Origin of the sequence: Devosia epidermidihirudinis, assembly GCF_000971295.1 — a bacterium.
Lineage (GTDB): Bacteria > Pseudomonadota > Alphaproteobacteria > Rhizobiales > Devosiaceae > Devosia > Devosia epidermidihirudinis.
The window spans coordinates 67,421-84,638 of the sequence record NZ_LANJ01000001.1 but is presented as its reverse complement, the minus strand read 5'-3'; the positions used below and the strand labels follow the sequence as shown (position 1 = coordinate 84,638).

Genomic DNA, 17,218 nt, shown 5'->3' with positions numbered 1-17,218 from the left:
GCGTTTTCACGCACCTGCGCCATCAAGCAGAAAGGCTGGCTATGACCTCTCGTTTCAATCGTGATGCCCTGTTCATCGGTGGAGCCTGGGTCAAGGCGGACAGCGGAGCAGTTCGAGCCGTGTTTAATCCGGCAACGGGCGAGCAGGTTGGCGCGGTGCCAGAAGGCGGAACCGCTGAGACGCGGCGCGCTATAGAGGCGGCGCAGAAGGCGTTTCTGAGTTATCGCAAAACGACGGCCGCTGAGCGCGCGACGATGATGCGGCGTCTACACGATCTTTTGTTGGAAAACCGCGAAGAACTGGCCGTGTTGCTGACCAGCGAGCAGGGTAAGCCACTGGCTGAAGCGCGGGCCGAGATTGGCGCCAGCGCAGCTTACATCCTGTGGTTCGCTGAGGAAGCGCGTCGGGTTTACGGCGACACCATCCCATCGCCATGGCGCGACCGCCGGATCGCGGTTCAGCATCAGCCCGTGGGCGTGGTGGGCGCGATTACACCGTGGAACTTTCCGTCGTCTATGTTGGCGCGCAAGCTCGGACCAGCGCTGGCTGCTGGCTGCACGGTGGTCGCCAAGCCCGCACCACAAACGCCCCTATCCGGGCTCGCTTGGGGCGTGCTCTGTCAGGAGGCCGGGTTTCCCGATGGCGTGGTCAACGTCATCACGGGCGATGCGATTGCGGTGGGTCAGGAACTGACCTCCAACCCCTTGGTGCGCAAGATTACCTTTACCGGCTCGACCGGTGTCGGTCGCAAGCTGGTGGCGCAATGCGCGCCCACGCTCAAGCGCGTGTCGATGGAACTGGGCGGCAATGCGCCCTTTATCGTCTTCGACGATGCAGATCTGGATCGGGCAGTGCAGGGCGCGATGGAAGGCAAGTTCCGCAATAGCGGGCAAACCTGCGTCTGCGTGAACCGCTTCTATGTGCAGGACGGCGTCTATGATCGGTTCCTCGAAAAGCTGACCGCAGCCGTCAACGGCCTCGTCGTTGGCAACGGTCAGACAGAAGGCGTGACGCAGGGGCCATTGATTGACGCTGGCGCCATCAAGAAGGTCGGCGCCATGGTCGACGATGCGGTGAGCAAAGGCGGACGCGTCGTCGTCGGCGGCAAGCTGCATGAACTGGGCCGCACCTTTTATGCGCCAACCATTATCGGCGACGCCAATGCCAAGATGGACCTGGCGCGCGAGGAAATCTTCGGGCCGGTCGCCGCGTTGTTCCGCTTCTCGACTGAGGCGGAGGCCATCGCGCTGGCCAATGATACGGACTATGGCCTTGCCGCCTATTTCTACACGGCCGATCTCGGCCGGTCGGTGCGCGTCTCGGAGGCCTTGGACTATGGCATTGTCGGGATCAATGAGGGGCTCGTGACAACCGAAGTCGCGCCGTTCGGCGGCGTCAAACAATCCGGCATGGGGCGTGAAGGCTCGAAGTACGGCATCGAGGACTATCTCGACAGCAAGTATGTCTGCGTCGGCGGAGTTGGAGCCAATCAGTAAAATGCGGACCGCCATATCTTGACAGTAACCGCATGAGAGCAATATGACCGCGCTCCGGTAGCAGGAGCCGGCCGCTCGCATGACGGTAACGTCAGTGGTGAAGTCCTGCCTGAGAGAGTGAGCTGATCGCCATCCCCCTTGCGGCAGTTGGAGCGATGGCAATGCGAGCCCCATCAAAATATCCAGCTTGCCCGTGACGGGAGATTTTGATGAGTGCCCATTCCGGGTCGGATTCTGTGCCGACCAATCCCTTTTTGCGCGGATCGATCCGATCCGTTTTTATCCGAACCAGTCTGCCCATCATCATGGTGACCATGGTCAATGGCATGCTGACCGTGGCCGATGCCATGTTGCTTGGGGCCTTCGTTGGTCCTGATGCGCTGAGCGCGGTGACGCTGGTGTTTCCCATCTCTATGCTGCTGATTGCCGCCTCGACCATGGTGGGCATTGGCATGGCCAGCATTCTCGGCCGTCGCCTGGGCGCACGAGACATGGCTGGTGCCAAGTCTATCTTTGCCGCCGGGCAGGGCCTTGCATTGGCCGCCTCCGCGATCGCCATGCTGCTGTTCTTTCTAGGCGGCAGCGCGGCGATAAACTGGGTCGCGGGCGGCAATGAGCACCTAGCCGGTATGGGCTGGACCTTTCTCGCCATTTCGTTCGTGACGGCACCGGTCAGTTTCCTTTTGAGCGTGCAGTCTGATGCCTTGCGCACCGAAGGTCGTGTGGCTTTCATGGCCATCGCCGGCGTGCTCGTGACCTTGGCCAATATCGCGCTCAACGCGCTGTTGATTGGCGCGATGGGCTTCGGTGTTGCGGGTTCTGCCTGGGGCACGGCTTTGGCGCAGGTGATCGCGCTCGGCGCCATCTTTGCCTATCGGTTGGCCGGGAAATCCGTTCTGCCTATGGTCGGCGTACAAGCCTTCCACGGTTGGGGCGAAATGCTGTCCTTGGGCGTGCCCCGGAGCCTGAACTTCATCGGTATCTCGTTGGGTTCTGCCGCGGTGCTGTTCGCCTTGCAGCAACTGCATCTGCCGCAGCACGACGTGACCATTGCCGCGTATGGCGTGGTGACCCGCTTGATGACCTTCGCCTTCCTGCCCTTAATGGGCATGAGTCTGGCGCTGCAGGCCATTGTCGGTAACACAATGGGTGCGGGCCAGTCCGAGCGCGCCACCAAGACGCTGCATCTGGCGCTGGGTGTCAGTGCAGCCTATGGCGTGCTGGTGCAAGTGCTGATGATCGGGTTCCGCGATGGCCTCGGTGGCATGTTCGTCTCTGATGCTCTAGTCGGGGCCGAAGTAGCGCGGATCGTTCCACTCTACGTGGCGGCGTATTTTGCCTTTGGCCCGGTCATGATGGCTGCCAGTTATGTGCAGGCTGTCGGCCGCGTGGGGCAGGCGGCGGTATTGTCATTGGGGCGGACCTATCTCTTCGCCATTCCGATGACGCTGCTCTTGCCGCTGGCGTGGGGGGAAACCGGCATCTGGATTGCGGCACCGATCGCCGATCTCCTGATGCTGGCGCTGACCATCCTTCTGTGGTTGCGTATGCGCCCTGCGCTGGCGACCCCTCGGGCCTAAATCATGGTGCGCCCCGCCAACGGGTGGGGCGCATCGTCCTCCTCTCCAGTTGTCCCTAAGTCTCCGTCAGAACTTTATCTTTGGGTGCGCAACTAATCGCTTCGGTCTCGCGTTTAATGCCCACAAACCTAGGAGGGCATTGTGGGAATTATCTGGACAATCATTATCGGTTTCGTCGCTGGCGTCGTGGCAAAGTTCATCGTGCCCGGTCGCAATGAGCCATCTGGCTTCATCATGACGACGATCCTGGGCATCGTCGGCGCGTTCGTCGCGTCCTACCTTGGTCAGGCTTTGGGTTGGTATCAGGCAGGCGAAGGCGCAGGGTTTATCGGCGCAATCGTCGGCGCCATCATCATCCTGATCGTCTGGGGCTTCATCAGCCGCCGCCGCGCTTAATCGTTCGCGAGGAGATCTAAAATGGCTAATCGTGGAATGCCATCCCTGCTGGCTCTGCTCGGTCTTGTCGCCGTAGCCGGCTATCAGAACCGTGACAAGATCAGCCAGGCGCTGGGCTCGGCTGGCGGGTCCAACCCAGCCGGAAATGCCGGCAATGCGCTCGGTGAGGCAGGCAATATTGTTGGCCGAACCGCCGGGAGTATCGGTGAGTCGCTGACCGGTGGTCTCAATGATCTGCTGGCGACTTTCCGGGACACTGGCCACAAGGAACAGGCTGACTCCTGGATTACCCCGGGCGTCCCAACGCAAGGCCTGTCCCGGTCTCAGGTCGAGAACGCCATTGGCCGCGACACCCTTCTAGACGTCGCCCAGAAAAGCGGTCTGCAATATGACGACCTTCTGGAACGTCTCTCCGTCTCTATCCCCAACGCCGTCGACCGTTTGACGCCGGATGGGCGGTTTCCGGAGAGTGACGAGGATGTACAAAAGCGGATGGTCGGGCAGTAAGCTCACCAGACACGCCTAAAGACAACGGCCGCCATCTCACGATGGCGGCCGTTTTGTTTGGCTTAGGTCAGGCGGAATTCATGGATCGACAACTTGTTGCCGAGGACGTAGTCCCAGTCATAATCCACGCCAAGGCCGGGGCCCGTTGGCACGGGAACGGTGCCGTTGGCATCAAGGCCCGTGAGCTGGTCGTCGTAGCCGCACTTGTAGACGGGCGGCACGAGGTTTGGCATGCCGGGGCCGATCAGCGCCATTTCATAGAAATGGGTGTTGCGCATCGCCGAGACGCAGGCGCGGTGTGCGGGACCGCAGGCGTGGACCTGCAGATCCATGCCAATGGCTTCGGCGAAGTGCGCGATCTTCATCGTGCCGGTAATGCCAAGATCATATTCGGGATCGGTGTGGATCATGTCGCAACCACCAGCCAGCGCAAAGGCGGCCTTCTGCTCGGGACCACGAATATGCTCGGACACCAGCAGTGGCGTTTTGAGGTTTTCGCGCAGCATCTTCTGGCCGATCACCGACACGCTTGAATCGCGGTAGGGGTCTTCATACCAGAGGCATTCATTGTCATCGCAGGCGCGGCCGACATAAAGGGCGTCGGCATAAGTGCGCAGCTCGCAACCCGGATCGACCATGATTTCCATGTCCGCGCCGACGGCCTTGCGCACCGCGCCGATCACGGCCGCTTCACGCTTTTTGTTGCCATCGTGCCAGCCGTGGATCTTGAACCCGGGCATGCCACGTTCCTGGCACTCAACAGCAAAGTCCGCAAACGCTTCGATGGTGTCGAGGCCGCCAGGGACGTCCTGACCATGGTGGGTGCTCGCGTAGGTCGGCAGGCGCGTGCGGTAGCCGCCGAGCATGCTGGAAATGGACGCATCATATTTACGGCCATAGAGATCCCACAGGGCGATATCGAGCGGGCCGTGACCCATATGGTCATAGGCACGGGCTTCGCGCTTGAGATCATCATAGATGGACTCGCGGTGTTCCGGATCGCGGCCCAACAGGGTTGGCGCCAACATAATGGACTGGCCCAGTGCGGACTGTGTGCCGACCCAATGGGTGACATAGCGACCCTCTAGACCATCATCGGTCCGGATGGCGATGGCGTAACGCATGACGCGGAACTTGCTGCCCTTTTCGTAGACCATGTTGGAGACGCCCATGGCCTTGCTGTTGCCGAGCGACAGGTCGTCGACTTCGAAGGTGAAGGGGATGACATCGACTTCGGTAATCTTGCTCATAATCTATTCTCTTGGGCTTAGCCGCCGAACATCATCGGGAAAGCGAGGGAAATGAATGGCACATAGGCCATGACGAACAGCACGGCGACGAGAACGCCGAACATGGGGATGAGGGGGCCATTGGCGCGGTTAACCGGCACATTGGCGATCTTGCAGGTGATGAGCACCAGGACCGCAACGGGTGGGGTCAGCGAGCCAAGCAACAGGCCGAAGGTTACGACCATGGCGAAGTGATAAGGCTCGAAACCGTAGGCATTGGCGATGGGCTGCAGCACCGGCACGAGCATGATCATGGCCGGGATCGGCTCGATGAAGATACCCACGATCAAAAGCACGACTAGGATCAGCGTGAGGGCAATCAGCGGCTCACCCGTAACCGACTGTAGCCATGCCGCAATCATCACCGGAATGCCCTCGCGTGCGACGATCCAGCCGAACAGGGCCGCACCGCCAAGGATCACCAGAATGCTGGAAGAGACCGTGGCTGCCTACGATACGTTCGAGACGATCAGCGAAAGCGGTGCGCGCTTGACGATCATCGCGTAGACAGCCGCATAGGCGACGGCGATCACGCCTGCTTCGGTAGTGGTGAAAATGCCCGAGATGATGCCGCCGACAATAATGGCGGGCATAATCAGTGCCGGGATGGCCTTGATGAGCGCCTGGAAGATTTCGACAAGCTTGGCGCGCGGATAGGTGCGGATGCCTGCACGGGAGCCCAGAATGTAGACGCCAACCATCAGGATGGCAGCAATCAGCAGGCCGGGGCCGACACCGGCCAGAAACAGGGTGCCGATCGACAGTCCCGTCATCGAGCCATAAATGACCATGACGACGCTTGGGGGAATGACCGGCCCCAGAATTGCCGACGCTGCGGTGATCACAGCGGCGTCTTCGGCGCGATATCCGTCTTCTTTCATCTGTGGGATCATCATCGATCCTACGGCAGCAGCCGAAGCGGCCGCCGAACCCGAGATGGTGGAGAACAGCACGCTGGTCAGCACGGTCACCTGACCGAGGCCGCCGCGCATGTGGCCGACCAAAGAGCGCGACAGCAGCACCAGCTTGTCTGTGATGCCGCTAATGTTCATCAGCGAGCCCGCCAGAATGAACAATGGGATCGCCAACAGCGGAAAGCTATCCAGCGATGAATACATCTTCTGCGGCAGCACCATCAGGGGTACTGAGCCGTCGAAGGCTAGGGCGATAACCGCTGCCAGCCCCATCGAGAACGCGATGGGCATGCCAAGGCAGATCAGGAGGATCAGCGCCACAACGAGAGTGATAACCATCAGTCAAAACCTCCGGCGCTCGGAGCTTTGTCGCGAAGGGCGAGGGCCAGGATCGACAAGGCGGCGCATAGGGAAATCGGCAGGAAAAACCAGAACCGAGAGATCGAAAGCGTGGGCGAAATAACTGCCCAGCCGCGTATGGCGAACTGCCAACCGGTCCAGGCCAGCACCGCGCAAAACACAATGGAGGCGATGGTCGCGGACCACTGCTTGACCTTTTCGAGGGTCTCGTTGGGCAGGTTCAGAAAATCAACGACGATGTCCTGATGCTCCCAGAGCTGCACCGGCAGCCCCAGCATGGCCGACCAGACCAACAGGAAAACAATCAGTTCTTCAGTCCAGAATATGGGCAGGCCAAACCAGTATCGGTTGACCACCTGAAACAGGGTCAGCACCATCATGGCGACGAATGCTGCGAACATGGTGACCTTGCAGACGGCCATAAGGGCGCCTGTCAGGCTTTTTAGCATTTGCATGAAGTTTCTCCGCTGGGAGGCGGCCGGCACACAAGCGCGCCGGCCGCCAGCGCCTTAGGCGGCGCGGATCTGTGCCAGAACGTCGGTGGCATTGGCCTCTGCGGCAAAGCTGTCCTGCAGGGAGGAGAGCTTTTCCATGAACGGGGCCAGATCGGGTTCGTTCACCTCAACGCCGCCTTCTTCAACGAGGCGCTTCAACCACATATCAGTGCGGGCGAAGTGCGCGGCGCGCTGCTCGGTGGCGCTGTCGATGCCAGCGCGCGTAATCGCGTCCTGCTCATCAGCGCTGAGGCTGGCGAAGAAATCAGTGTTGATGACGAACGAGCCGTCATTGAGGATGTGGCGCGTCAACGAGAGGTGCTTGCACACTTCGTAGATCTTGTAGGTGAAGCCGGTTTCGAGCGAGCCTTCCATGGCGTCAACCACACCAGTCTGCAGCGCGGAATACATTTCCGGTGCCGGAATTGGGGTTGGGGTCGCGCCAAGAGCTGCGAAGGTCTTCACAAAGGCCGGTGCCTCAGGCAGGCGGATTTTGACGCCGTGGAAGTCATCCGGAGCGTTGATCGCCTTTGTGCGCAGGAATGTGCTGCGGTAGCCGCCCATCAGCATATTGACGACGCGCACATTGGCCGCGGCTTCAAGCCGGGCGCCGAGGTCCTGGCCGACAGGGCCGTCAACGACGCGCTGCCACTGGTCAAAGTCCTTGTACATGTAGGGCAGGGCCAGAATGCCAAACTGGCTCACATAACTGGAATAGATGCCGGATTCACCAAAGCCCATTTCGAGCACGCCGATCGAGACAGACTCGATGATCTCGCGCTGACCACCCATCTGGGCTGCGGGCAGAACCTGAACATCGAGGGTGCCCTTAGAGTAGTCCTTCACCTTTTCGGCGAAGGCCATGGCGGCAATGTTCTGCTCGGAATCGATCTGCGTATGCAGAGCGAGGCGAAGGGCCTTCGTGCTCTGGGCGCGGGCAATGCTCGGCATAAACACGCCGGTGGCAAGGCCGGCAGCTGCGATAGCGCCGAACTGGCGCCGATTGAATTTAGACTGCGTCACTACGCTCTCCCTCTCACTCAAATGCAGCGCCTATCCGTGTCCTCACTGGCGCCCCATTGCCCGATCGATAGCAGCAGCTCCCGACCGTTGTAAATAGAAGTTGCTGGTAGTGATACTAGTTGCTATATATGGAACATGTCATCATTGAGTAACGCCCTCGCCATTCTGTCCACTTTCGAACAGTCCCAGCCCGAGCTGGGCGTGACCGAACTGGCGCAGAAATTGTCCCTGCCAAAGAGCAGTGTTTCCCGCCTCATGAGTGAGTTAGAGCAATCTGGCTACCTTGAGCGGACCACGGATCGGCGCTACCGGCCTGGCCCGGAAATGCTGCGCATCGGGTCGCTGTACAAGTTCGGTGTGTTGCCGGTGGACCGGATCGATGCGGCCATCAAGGCGCTCGTCGCGCGCTTTCCGGCGAGTGCCTACATCGCCATCAATCGTGGAATTGACACGGTGATTCTGCGGTTGCGCGAAGGAACGAGCCCCATCCGGTTCATCGTGCCGGAGGGTTCCGCGGTGCCCGCCTACTCCGTGGCAATCGGCAAAGCCATCCTCGCTCGCCTGACCGATCACGAACTGGCGGAGCTTTTGCCCGAGCGCGCGACATGCGCCGACCCGTTCTACGATATGCCAAAGGAGAGTTTGATCGCTGAGTTGGTCGAGGCGCGTCAGAGACGGTTTGCAGACCTGCGCGATATGGCTCAGCGCGGTGTCGATGCTATCGGCATCGCTATCAAGCCTGCCGGCGGAGACACGATCGGGCTGGCGCTCAGTTTTATGATTTCGACGCCAGCTGGAATGCGGAATGAGATCATTGAGGCGCTGATGGAAGTTGGCACCACGCTTGGTACCGCGCTGGGAGATCCATACTGGCGCGCGCCTGCAAAGTAGCGCCTGAATGGACTATCCAGCAGTCCGCTGGAAGTACTGTTTCGGCGGGGTTCCGAGCATGCGCTTGAACATCGTGGTGAAGGCGGCGACGCTGTCGTAACCGAGGTCCAGGGCGACACTGGTGACCTGTTCGCCTGCTGCCAGACGAGGCATGGCGTTAAGCAGACACGCTTGCTGGCGCCAAAGCGATAAGCTTACACCGGTTTCACGGCGGAAGGCGCGGGTGAAGGCGCGGCGGCTCATGGCGAGGCTCTCCGCCCAGTCGTCGATGACCAGATGCGGCGACGGGCTTTCGATAAAGCGGCGGCACAGCGATGACAGGCGCGGATCGGACGGGAAGGGCAGGCCGAGCGGCAGCTCGGGTAGGGTCGCCACTTCGTCGAGCAGCAGATGCATGACGAGACCTGCGCGGCCTTCGCTGGCGCTGTTTTGCGGCAGGGCAACGGCCTCGACCATGAGTGCGCGCGTCAAATCCGTCAGGGCAACGACACGTACCGTTTCGGCCATGTTGGGCAGGGCATCGGGCAAGACGTAGATCGAGAGCATGTGCACCTCGCCCAGCATTTCGACCGAATGGTCGATCTGTGGCGGGATCCAGAGCGCGTGCTCGGCGGGCACCATCCACCGACCCAAAGTCGAGGTGACCAGCACCACGCCGGTGCGGGGATAAAGCAATTGCGCGCGCGAATGGCAGTGCGTGTCGATGAAGTGCCCAGGCGGGTAATCGGATGGCAGCGCATAGACAAGCCCGGACGAGGACTCGATCAGCCCCAGCCGCGATAGATGCAGCCGGGTTTCCGGCGACTGATCGTTTCTTGACCCTGTTGGCAAGGTTTGGCCCACTTGCGAAAGAAATGGACCAGAGCACGAATGCGGGGCGTCGGCAATTGGTCTATCGAGAATGCGCCAAAATGGAGCGTTATCGTGACGAACAGTGCAGTGGCCGAAGAACGGCAATCAGCGGAACAAACGGCCTTTGCCGTGATCATGGCGGTAAGTTTCTGCCATCTTCTCAACGACACCATGCAGTCGCTTATTCCCGCGCTCTATCCGATGATCAAGGAAGGTTATGGGCTGGACTTCACCCAGATCGGTTTTCTTGGATTAGTCTTTCAGGTCACCGCATCGCTGCTGCAGCCGCTGATCGGCATCTATACCGACAAGCGCCCGCTGCCCTATTCGCTGTCTGTGGGCATGGGCTGCACGCTGATCGGCCTCCTCATCCTGGCCTATGCGCATTCCTACTGGATGTTGCTGGTTGGCGCTGGTGTGGTGGGGCTGGGCTCGGCGGTGTTCCATCCGGAATCCTCGCGCGTGGCGCGGTTGGCGTCGGGCGGACGACATGGTCTGGCGCAGTCGCTGTTTCAGGTGGGCGGCAATTTCGGCTCAGCCATTGGTCCGCTGCTGGCCGCGTTCATCGTGTTGCCGCGCGGTCAGGAAAGCGTTGCCTGGTTCTCGGCGGCGGCGCTGCTGGGCATGGTCATTCTTTGGCAGGTCGGCAACTGGTATAATCGTCACCGCGTCGCCAATGCGTCCCGCATAGCTGCGGCCGCCGCAGTGACCTTCCCGCGTGCCACGGTCATCAAGGCCATCACGGTTCTCGCACTGCTGGTGTTCTCGAAATATATCTATATGTCGAGCCTTTCGAGCTACTACACATTCTACATGATCGACCGGTTCGACGTGTCGGTGCAGGACGCTCAAATTCTGCTATTCGTGTTCCTGGGGGCGGTGGCCATCGGTACGGTCGCTGGCGGTCCGGTGGTGGACTGGTTTGGCACCAAGTTCGTGATCTGGCTGTCGATCCTCGGCGCGCTGCCCTTCACGCTGGCGCTGCCTTATGCCGATTACACCTGGACCATTGTGCTGACCTTCATCATTGGCGTGATCCTGGCCTCGGCTTTCTCGGCGATCGTGGTGTTTGCGCAGGAACTGGTGCCGGGTCGCGTTGGCATGATTGCCGGGCTGTTCTTTGGTTTCGCCTTCGGTATCGGCGGCATTGGCGCGGCAGTGCTGGGCATTGTCGCCGACCATACGAGCATCGAGTTCGTCTACCAGATCTGCTCCTACCTGCCGCTGCTGGGCCTGTTGACGATCTTCCTGCCTGATATCGGCAAGGGGCGCCGCCAGAAGCTCAAGGCAGCCTGATTTGAACTGCGACCCGCGATCATTTCGCGGGTCGTTTTCGTTCGGGCTCGACTCGTCGCCAGAATGTCACGAAACTGGTCTAGCGCAGGGCAAACAGTTTCAGCCCACACTTTGCTAGATCGGCCTCTCTCATGAACACCGTTGCCCTCGGAGACCTCGTCCTCACCAATGCCAAGATTGTTTTGGCCAATGAGGTGCTGGAGGGCTCGGTTCGCGTCGATGGCGGCATGATCACCGATATCGGCACGCCTAGCCGCACGGGTGTTGATCTGGATGGCGATTACCTGATCCCCGGCCTTGTCGAGCTGCACACAGATCACCTCGAAACCCACTATGCCCCGCGCCCCAAGGTTCGCTGGAACCCGGTTGCGGCCGTTCAGGCCCATGACGCGCAGATCGCGGCGTCGGGCATCACCACGGTGCTGGACGCCATCCGCGTCGGGCTCGACGAACATGCCGATATGGGCGCGACCGAAATGCGCATTCTGGCCGACGCGATTGCGGCGGGCAGCAAGGCCGGTCGCCTGCGTGCCGAGCACCACATACACCTGCGCTGTGAAGTGTCTGCGCCCGATTGCCTTGAATCCTTCATGGCCATCAAGAACGATCCTCAGGTGCGGCTTGCCTCGCTGATGGACCACGCCCCCGGCCAGCGTCAGTTCGCCAACATGGACGCCTACAAGATCTACTATCAGGGCAAGCTCAAGATGAGCGATGCCGCACTGGAGGAGTTCTCGCAGCGCCGTAACGCCGAGTCTCAGGCCTATGCGGGCCCCTATCGCCGGGCGATTGCTGATGCCTGCAAGGATCTCGGCATTGTGCTCGCCAGCCACGACGACGCGACGCGCGCACATGTGGAAGAGGCGGAAGCCCTGGGCATTGACGTCGCAGAGTTCCCCACGACCGTTGAGGCGGCCAAGGCATCGCGCCAGGCCGGTATGGCCATTTTGATGGGCGGGCCGAACGTTGTGCGCGGTGGGTCGCATTCGGGCAATGTGTCGGCGCGGGCGCTGGCCGAGGCCGATCTGCTCGATATTCTGTCGTCCGACTATATCCCGTTCTCGATGCTGCAATCGGCGTTTTCGCTGACCGAAACGGTCGATGGCTACAGCCTCGCCAAGGCGATCCAGCTGGTCACCAAGCGCCCGGCAGAAGCTGGTGGTTTCAACGACCGTGGCGAGATCGCCATCGGCAAGCGCGCGGACTTTGTGCATGTGCGCGTCGAAGACGGTATCCCAATCGTGCTGACCGTATGGCGTCAGGGCCGCCGCGTCATATGAGCGGAACATTCGTCGCCGTTGTCGGCCCTAGCGGGGCCGGCAAGGACAGTTTGATCGGCTTTGCTCGGGACCGGCTCGAAGCTTCTGGCCGCGTCGTCTTCGTGCGCCGCGTGGTGACCCGCGCCGCCGATGGCGGCAGCGAAGATCATGATAGCATGGACACAATTGCCTTCGCGGCGGCAGAGCGTGACGGCGCTTTTGCGCTGAGTTGGGATGCCCATGGCTTGCGCTATGGTCTGCCGATCGGGCTGGAAAATGATCTGGCGGCGGGCAGGGTGGTGGTGGCCAATTTGTCGCGCGCCCAAATCCCGGGGCTGCTGCAGCGATATCCCAATGCAGTGGTCGTGGCGGTGACGGCCGACATCGAAGTCATCGCCAAGCGGCTGGCCAATCGCGGGCGGGAGACGGCAGATTCGATCCAGTTGCGCCTGTCGCGCAGTGTGGTGGATCGGCTGCCGACGAGCACGGTACGGATCGATAATTCCGGGTCGCTTGAAGTGGCCGGGACGCAGTTTGTGCGGTTGTTGCAGGATGCGGCTGGGCTGGTCGAGCGGGTTTGATTGTGGGATCGGAGTACCCCCTCCTAGCCTCCCCCTGATAGGGGGAGGGACAGACTCAGTTTTGGGGGAGATCTCGTCAAACTCACCAGCCAGATTCCTCCCCCTATCAGGGGGAGGCTAGGTGGGGGTATCCTCTTTAAACCACCAGCTCCATCCGCTCAGCCGGAAAGCGGCTCAGCGCGTAAGATATTGGTTCGCCTGCGCTATCGACGTCGACCGACTCCGACACCAAAAGGATTGCTCCCGGCGACAGGCCCAGCAGTTTGGTCTCTTCCACATCGGCGTGGCGGGCGGAAATGCGGGTTGAGGCGCGGGCGTAGTCGGCGATGCCATAGCTGGCGAACACCGCCGTCATGCGGTGCAATTGCGCGATGCGATCAACAAAATCGGGGAAGCGGCGATAGGGCAACCAGGTGGTCGCTCGCGACAGCGGCACGCCGTCGGCCAGTGAGACGCTGTCGTTGCGGATCACCTTGGAACCCGTCTTGAGGCCCAGCGCCTTGGCGACAACCGCGCTGGCGTTTTCGAGTCGGCTGCTAAGCGTTCGGCTTGAAATTGTATTGGCTTGCCCGGCGAGGCCCTCGGTGAATCTCGTGCGTTTGCCAATGGGGTAACTCAGCCGTTTGGCGCTGCGCACAAAGGTGCCGCGACCTTGTTCGGCGCCCACCACGCCTTCATCCGACAACACGGCGAGAGCGCGGCGCACGGTGTGGCGATTGGCAGAAAAGCGTTCTGCCAGAACGGCTTCGGTGGGCAGGCGATCACCCGTGGCGAGCTTGCCGCCGACAATGTCGAGGCGGATGGCATCAGCAATCCGGCGCCAGAGCGCGACGCCACCCAGATCATCTTTTGCGACTGTCATTGCATTTTCACACAGGGAGCGTAGGACCGGATTCAGGACAGTAGTTGTCTAGTGTATTAGACAAATTGAGGCAAGCATGCAAACAGCATCGTCCATCGATAATTCGGCCAGAAAGGCGGCGCTCGACGCTCTGGCCGCTGCGCCCACGCTGGCGCTGGCCGCTCTGTGGGACGCCTGGGCCGACAAGCCCGAGCATACCAAGGTGCGTGGCCCCGAAGTGGGGCTGGTCATGGTGCGCGGTCGCGCCGGTGGCGGCGGGGCGGCGTTCAATCTGGGTGAAGCCAGTGTCAGCCGCGCCAGCGTGCGCATTGTAACCGGGGAAGTGGGGCACGGGTATTGCCTGGGCCGCGATCTGGGCAAGGCCGAGATCATCGCCGTGATCGATGCCTTGTGGCAGCGCGATGCGGCATCGGTCGAAGCCGAAATTATCCAACCATTGCGGACACTTGCGGTCAAGGCAGACCAGAAACTGCGCGACGAGGCAGCGGCCACCAAGGTCGACTTCTTCACCATGGTCCGGGGAGACAACTGAACATGGATATCGGTCTTGAAGGCGGTTTTGCCGACCCCGTGCTGCAATCGCAGGCGGGTTTCCGCACCATCATGGACGCTCTGGCCAATCCCGGAACCGTCCAGAATTTCACCAAATCGGCGTTAGCACATGGTGCCCTGACCGCCGAGTTGGTTAGCACACTGTTAACGTTGTGCGATCAGGACAGCCCGATTTGGCTGTCGGACTCTCTGCGCCATAGTGATGTCGAAGCCTTTGTGGCCTTCCACACCGGCGCGCCGATTGTGCGTGAACCCGCACGGGCCATGTTGGCTTTTGCGACCAGTGCTGCCGAACTGCCTGAGCTGGGCCAGTTCAATCTGGGCACGCAGGAATATCCCGATCGTTCCACCACCATCGTGCTGGCCGTGCCCGCGTTGAGCGGCGGTGATGAGCTGATCACGCGTGGTCCGGGGATCAGGGATCACGGCCATATTAGCCCTCTGGGTCTGCCCGAGGATTTCATCGGGCAATGGGCCGACAATCGCGAGCTGTTCCCGCGTGGGATCGATCTGCTGCTGGTTGCCGATGGCGCAGTGCTCGGCCTGCCGCGCACGACGCGGATTGCGGAAGGACACTGAGATGTATGTAGCTGTAAAGGGCGGTGAAGCCGCCATTGCCAATGCCCATGCCTTGCTCGCCGATCGTCGCCGTGGCGATCGCTCGGTGCCGGCGCTGCGCATCGACCAGATCGTCGAGCAGCTCGGCCTGGCGGTTGATCGCGCCATGGGCGAAGGCTCGCTCTATGACAAGGAACTGGCCGCGCTGGCGCTGGTGCAGGCGCGGGGCGACTTGATCGAGGCGATCTTTCTCGTCCGCGCCTATCGCACGACGCTGCCGCGCTTTGGCTATTCGCACCCGGTTGAAACGGGCGAAATGCTGATCGAGCGTCGCATTTCGGCGACGTTCAAGGACCTGCCCGGCGGGCAGATGCTGGGGCCAACCTTCGACTATACGCACCGCCTGCTCGATCCCTCGATTGTGTCGGGCGACGTGCCCGAGCCGATCACGCGGAGTGAAGAGCCAAGCCGTTCTCCACGCGTCACCGATCTGCTGGCGCATGAAGGGCTGATCGAGCCTGATTTCGGCACGGCCGATCCAACGGAAGACCGCGAAGTCGGAGATTTGACGCGTGAGCCGCTGGACTTCCCGCTCGACCGCGACCTACGCCTGCAGGCGCTGGCGCGTGGCGATGAAGGGTTCCTGTTGGCGCTGGGCTATTCGACCCAGCGCGGCTATGGCCGCAGCCACCCCTTCGTTGGCGAAATTCGTATCGGTGAAGTCGCGGTGGAGTTCGACGTGCCCGAGCTGGGCTTTGCCGTGAACCTGGGCCGCATTCGCGTCACCGAATGCCAGATGGTCAACCAGTTCAAGGGATCGGCCAAGGTGCCACCGCAGTTTACCCGCGGCTACGGATTGGTGTTCGGTCAGGCCGAGCGCAAGGCAATGGCCATGTCACTGGTCGATCGGGCGCTGCGCGCCAAGGAGTTCGGTGAAGACATCACCGCCCCGGCGCAGGACGAGGAATTCGTCATTTCCCACTCCGACAACGTGCAGGCGACGGGCTTCGTCGAGCACCTCAAGCTGCCGCACTATGTGGACTTCCAGGCCGAGCTGGACCTGATCCGGCGCATGCGGGCGGAACATGAAGCGGTGGCAGTGAAGGAGGCGGCGGAGTGAGGGCAAGTTTTTCTCACAGTAGACCTCATCCTGAGCTCGTCGAAGGACGAGGGCGTGGCACGCCACCCTCCACTCACCCGACCTCGTGGTTCGACAGGCTCACCATGAGGTCTTTGGGGAACACCACTCCACCTCTCCCTTTGGGGGAGAGGCCGGCTGCAGGCCGGGTGAGGGGGCCTTCCCCTCGCACCGCATCCAGAAAAGGCCCCCTCACCCGCCCGAAGACGGTCGACCTCTCCCCCAAAGGGAGAGGTGAAGAAAGCAAGGAGTGCGCAGAATGAACGCCGTCGCCCAATATAACTTTGCCTATCTTGATGAGCAGACCAAGCGGATGATCCGGCGGGCTATTCTCAAGGCCATCGCCATCCCCGGATATCAGGTGCCGTTTTCGTCCCGCGAAATGCCGATGCCTTACGGCTGGGGCACGGGCGGGGTGCAGGTGACGGCGTCGATTATCGGGCCGCAGGACGTGCTCAAAGTGATCGATCAGGGCGCTGACGACACGACCAATGCGGTCAGCATCCGGGCGTTCTTCGCCAAGGTCGCGCAGGTGGAAACCACCACGCACACGGCGGACGCGACGATCATCCAGACCCGCCACCGCATTCCGGAAAAGCCGCTGGGGCGGGGGCAGATCCTTGTCTATCAGGTGCCGATCCCCGAGCCGCTGCGTTTCCTCGAGCCGCGCGAAACCGAGACGCGCAAAATGCATGCGCTCGAGGAATATGGGCTGATGCACGTCAAGCTCTATGAGGACATTGCGCGCCATGGCCGCATCGCCACGACCTATGCCTATCCGGTCAAGGTCGAGGGTCGTTATGTGATGGACCCTAGCCCGACGCCAAAGTTCGACAATCCCAAAATGCATATGAGCGAAGCGCTGCAACTGTTCGGAGCAGGGCGTGAGCACCGCATCTATGCCGTGCCTCCGCATACCGAAGTGGTGAGCCTGGATTTCGAGGATCATCCCTTCGAGATCCAGCACTTCGAGGAGCCCTGCGCGCTCTGTGGCGCCGAACAGGTCTATCTCGACGAGGTCATTTTGGATGACCGGGGCGGGCATATGTATGTCTGCTCGGACACCGACAATTGCGAAGAACGGCGTGAAGCCGGGCATGTTGGGGTGTTGGGTACACCTCAGGAGGCGGCGGAATGATGAGCCGTTTTCAAACACACAATACGCGCCGC

At 61.2% G+C, this 17,218-nt stretch carries 17 protein-coding genes and 1 pseudogene; 12 read left to right on the top strand and 6 right to left on the bottom strand.

Annotated features, from left to right (window positions below; all coding sequences use genetic code 11):
* Positions 1-41 precede the first annotated feature (41 nt).
* From WH87_RS00390 to WH87_RS00375, 4 genes are all read left to right on the top strand, one after another.
* The gene (locus WH87_RS00390; RefSeq protein ID WP_046137785.1) at positions 42-1,496 is read left to right on the top strand and encodes an NAD-dependent succinate-semialdehyde dehydrogenase; all 1,455 of its coding nucleotides are present in this window, start codon (positions 42-44) and stop codon (positions 1,494-1,496) included.
* A 209-nt stretch (positions 1,497-1,705) separates the two neighbouring features.
* On the top strand, positions 1,706-3,076 hold the full coding sequence (locus WH87_RS00385) for an MATE family efflux transporter (protein ID WP_046137786.1): 1,371 nt from the start codon (positions 1,706-1,708) through the stop codon (positions 3,074-3,076).
* A 141-nt stretch (positions 3,077-3,217) separates the two neighbouring features.
* Complete coding sequence (locus WH87_RS00380) at positions 3,218-3,472, top strand: GlsB/YeaQ/YmgE family stress response membrane protein (RefSeq protein ID WP_046137787.1); 255 nt, start codon at positions 3,218-3,220, stop codon at positions 3,470-3,472.
* A 21-nt stretch (positions 3,473-3,493) separates the two neighbouring features.
* The gene (locus tag WH87_RS00375; protein WP_046137788.1) at positions 3,494-3,979 is read left to right on the top strand and encodes a YidB family protein; all 486 of its coding nucleotides are present in this window, start codon (positions 3,494-3,496) and stop codon (positions 3,977-3,979) included.
* A gap of 62 nt (positions 3,980-4,041) precedes the next feature.
* On the opposite strand, the gene WH87_RS00370 is transcribed toward WH87_RS00375, so the two are convergent.
* The 4 genes and pseudogenes from WH87_RS00370 to WH87_RS00355 form a co-directional block, all read right to left on the bottom strand.
* Complete coding sequence (locus WH87_RS00370) at positions 4,042-5,229, bottom strand: enolase C-terminal domain-like protein (protein WP_046137789.1); 1,188 nt, start codon at positions 5,227-5,229, stop codon at positions 4,042-4,044.
* Between the two features lie 17 nt (positions 5,230-5,246).
* Positions 5,247-6,521, bottom strand: a pseudogene (locus WH87_RS19920) (TRAP transporter large permease).
* A complete protein-coding gene (locus tag WH87_RS00360) occupies positions 6,521-6,997 on the bottom strand; it encodes a TRAP transporter small permease (protein ID WP_082092415.1) in 477 nt (158 codons plus the stop codon). Before WH87_RS00360 ends, WH87_RS19920 begins: the two are co-directional and overlap by 1 nt.
* Positions 6,998-7,051: 54 nt before the next feature.
* Positions 7,052-8,059: a TRAP transporter substrate-binding protein gene (locus WH87_RS00355; RefSeq protein WP_046137791.1), complete on the bottom strand. Its 1,008-nt coding sequence runs from the start codon at positions 8,057-8,059 to the stop codon at positions 7,052-7,054.
* Positions 8,060-8,203: 144 nt separating this feature from the next.
* Here WH87_RS00355 and WH87_RS00350 point away from each other — a divergent pair, with 144 nt between their 5' ends.
* On the top strand, positions 8,204-8,950 hold the full coding sequence (locus tag WH87_RS00350) for an IclR family transcriptional regulator (RefSeq protein WP_046137792.1): 747 nt from the start codon (positions 8,204-8,206) through the stop codon (positions 8,948-8,950).
* Between the two features lie 12 nt (positions 8,951-8,962).
* Here WH87_RS00350 and WH87_RS00345 read toward each other — a convergent pair whose 3' ends face one another.
* Positions 8,963-9,781 (bottom strand): AraC family transcriptional regulator, encoded by an 819-nt coding sequence (locus WH87_RS00345; protein ID WP_046137859.1) that lies wholly within the window; start codon positions 9,779-9,781, stop codon positions 8,963-8,965.
* Between the two features lie 93 nt (positions 9,782-9,874).
* On the opposite strand from WH87_RS00345, the gene WH87_RS00340 reads away from it, so the two are divergent.
* From WH87_RS00340 to phnN, 3 genes are all read left to right on the top strand, one after another.
* On the top strand, positions 9,875-11,098 hold the full coding sequence (locus WH87_RS00340) for an MFS transporter (RefSeq protein WP_281175148.1): 1,224 nt from the start codon (positions 9,875-9,877) through the stop codon (positions 11,096-11,098).
* A gap of 131 nt (positions 11,099-11,229) precedes the next feature.
* The gene (locus WH87_RS00335) at positions 11,230-12,378 is read left to right on the top strand and encodes an alpha-D-ribose 1-methylphosphonate 5-triphosphate diphosphatase (protein ID WP_046137793.1); all 1,149 of its coding nucleotides are present in this window, start codon (positions 11,230-11,232) and stop codon (positions 12,376-12,378) included.
* Positions 12,375-12,938 carry a phosphonate metabolism protein/1,5-bisphosphokinase (PRPP-forming) PhnN gene (gene phnN, locus WH87_RS00330; RefSeq protein ID WP_245622274.1) on the top strand — a complete coding sequence of 188 codons (564 nt, stop codon included), beginning with the start codon at positions 12,375-12,377 and terminating at the stop codon, positions 12,936-12,938. The genes WH87_RS00335 and phnN overlap by 4 nt, the downstream gene beginning before the upstream one ends.
* A gap of 136 nt (positions 12,939-13,074) precedes the next feature.
* Here phnN and phnF read toward each other — a convergent pair whose 3' ends face one another.
* Positions 13,075-13,800: a phosphonate metabolism transcriptional regulator PhnF gene (gene phnF, locus WH87_RS00325; protein ID WP_046137795.1), complete on the bottom strand. Its 726-nt coding sequence runs from the start codon at positions 13,798-13,800 to the stop codon at positions 13,075-13,077.
* Between the two features lie 76 nt (positions 13,801-13,876).
* Here phnF and phnG point away from each other — a divergent pair, with 76 nt between their 5' ends.
* The 4 genes from phnG to WH87_RS00305 all read left to right on the top strand — a co-directional run bounded on the left by phnG (position 13,877) and on the right by WH87_RS00305 (position 17,186).
* Positions 13,877-14,332, top strand: coding sequence for a phosphonate C-P lyase system protein PhnG (gene phnG / locus WH87_RS00320; RefSeq protein ID WP_046137796.1), 456 nt, complete (start codon positions 13,877-13,879; stop codon positions 14,330-14,332).
* Positions 14,333-14,334: 2 nt separating this feature from the next.
* Complete coding sequence (gene phnH, locus WH87_RS00315) at positions 14,335-14,931, top strand: phosphonate C-P lyase system protein PhnH (protein WP_046137797.1); 597 nt, start codon at positions 14,335-14,337, stop codon at positions 14,929-14,931.
* Position 14,932: 1 nt separating this feature from the next.
* The gene (locus WH87_RS00310; RefSeq protein ID WP_046137798.1) at positions 14,933-16,030 is read left to right on the top strand and encodes a carbon-phosphorus lyase complex subunit PhnI; all 1,098 of its coding nucleotides are present in this window, start codon (positions 14,933-14,935) and stop codon (positions 16,028-16,030) included.
* A 277-nt stretch (positions 16,031-16,307) separates the two neighbouring features.
* Positions 16,308-17,186: an alpha-D-ribose 1-methylphosphonate 5-phosphate C-P-lyase PhnJ gene (locus WH87_RS00305; RefSeq protein WP_046137799.1), complete on the top strand. Its 879-nt coding sequence runs from the start codon at positions 16,308-16,310 to the stop codon at positions 17,184-17,186.
* Positions 17,187-17,218: the final 32 nt, after the last annotated feature.

What these genes read in the sequence shown, in the direction of transcription:
- phnN (WP_245622274.1), top strand. Translation starts at nt 12,375, where the DNA reads ATGAGCGGAACATTCGTCGCCGTTGTCGGCCCTAGCGGGGCCGGCAAG.
- WH87_RS00370 (WP_046137789.1), bottom strand. Translation starts at nt 5,229, where the DNA reads ATGAGCAAGATTACCGAAGTCGATGTCATCCCCTTCACCTTCGAAGTC.
- WH87_RS00390 (WP_046137785.1), top strand. Translation starts at nt 42, where the DNA reads ATGACCTCTCGTTTCAATCGTGATGCCCTGTTCATCGGTGGAGCCTGG.
- phnG (WP_046137796.1), top strand. Translation starts at nt 13,877, where the DNA reads ATGCAAACAGCATCGTCCATCGATAATTCGGCCAGAAAGGCGGCGCTC.
- WH87_RS00335 (WP_046137793.1), top strand. Translation starts at nt 11,230, where the DNA reads ATGAACACCGTTGCCCTCGGAGACCTCGTCCTCACCAATGCCAAGATT.
- phnF (WP_046137795.1), bottom strand. Translation starts at nt 13,800, where the DNA reads ATGACAGTCGCAAAAGATGATCTGGGTGGCGTCGCGCTCTGGCGCCGG.
- WH87_RS00310 (WP_046137798.1), top strand. Translation starts at nt 14,933, where the DNA reads ATGTATGTAGCTGTAAAGGGCGGTGAAGCCGCCATTGCCAATGCCCAT.
- WH87_RS00385 (WP_046137786.1), top strand. Translation starts at nt 1,706, where the DNA reads ATGAGTGCCCATTCCGGGTCGGATTCTGTGCCGACCAATCCCTTTTTG.
- WH87_RS00375 (WP_046137788.1), top strand. Translation starts at nt 3,494, where the DNA reads ATGGCTAATCGTGGAATGCCATCCCTGCTGGCTCTGCTCGGTCTTGTC.
- WH87_RS00305 (WP_046137799.1), top strand. Translation starts at nt 16,308, where the DNA reads ATGAACGCCGTCGCCCAATATAACTTTGCCTATCTTGATGAGCAGACC.
- WH87_RS00360 (WP_082092415.1), bottom strand. Translation starts at nt 6,997, where the DNA reads ATGCAAATGCTAAAAAGCCTGACAGGCGCCCTTATGGCCGTCTGCAAG.
- phnH (WP_046137797.1), top strand. Translation starts at nt 14,335, where the DNA reads ATGGATATCGGTCTTGAAGGCGGTTTTGCCGACCCCGTGCTGCAATCG.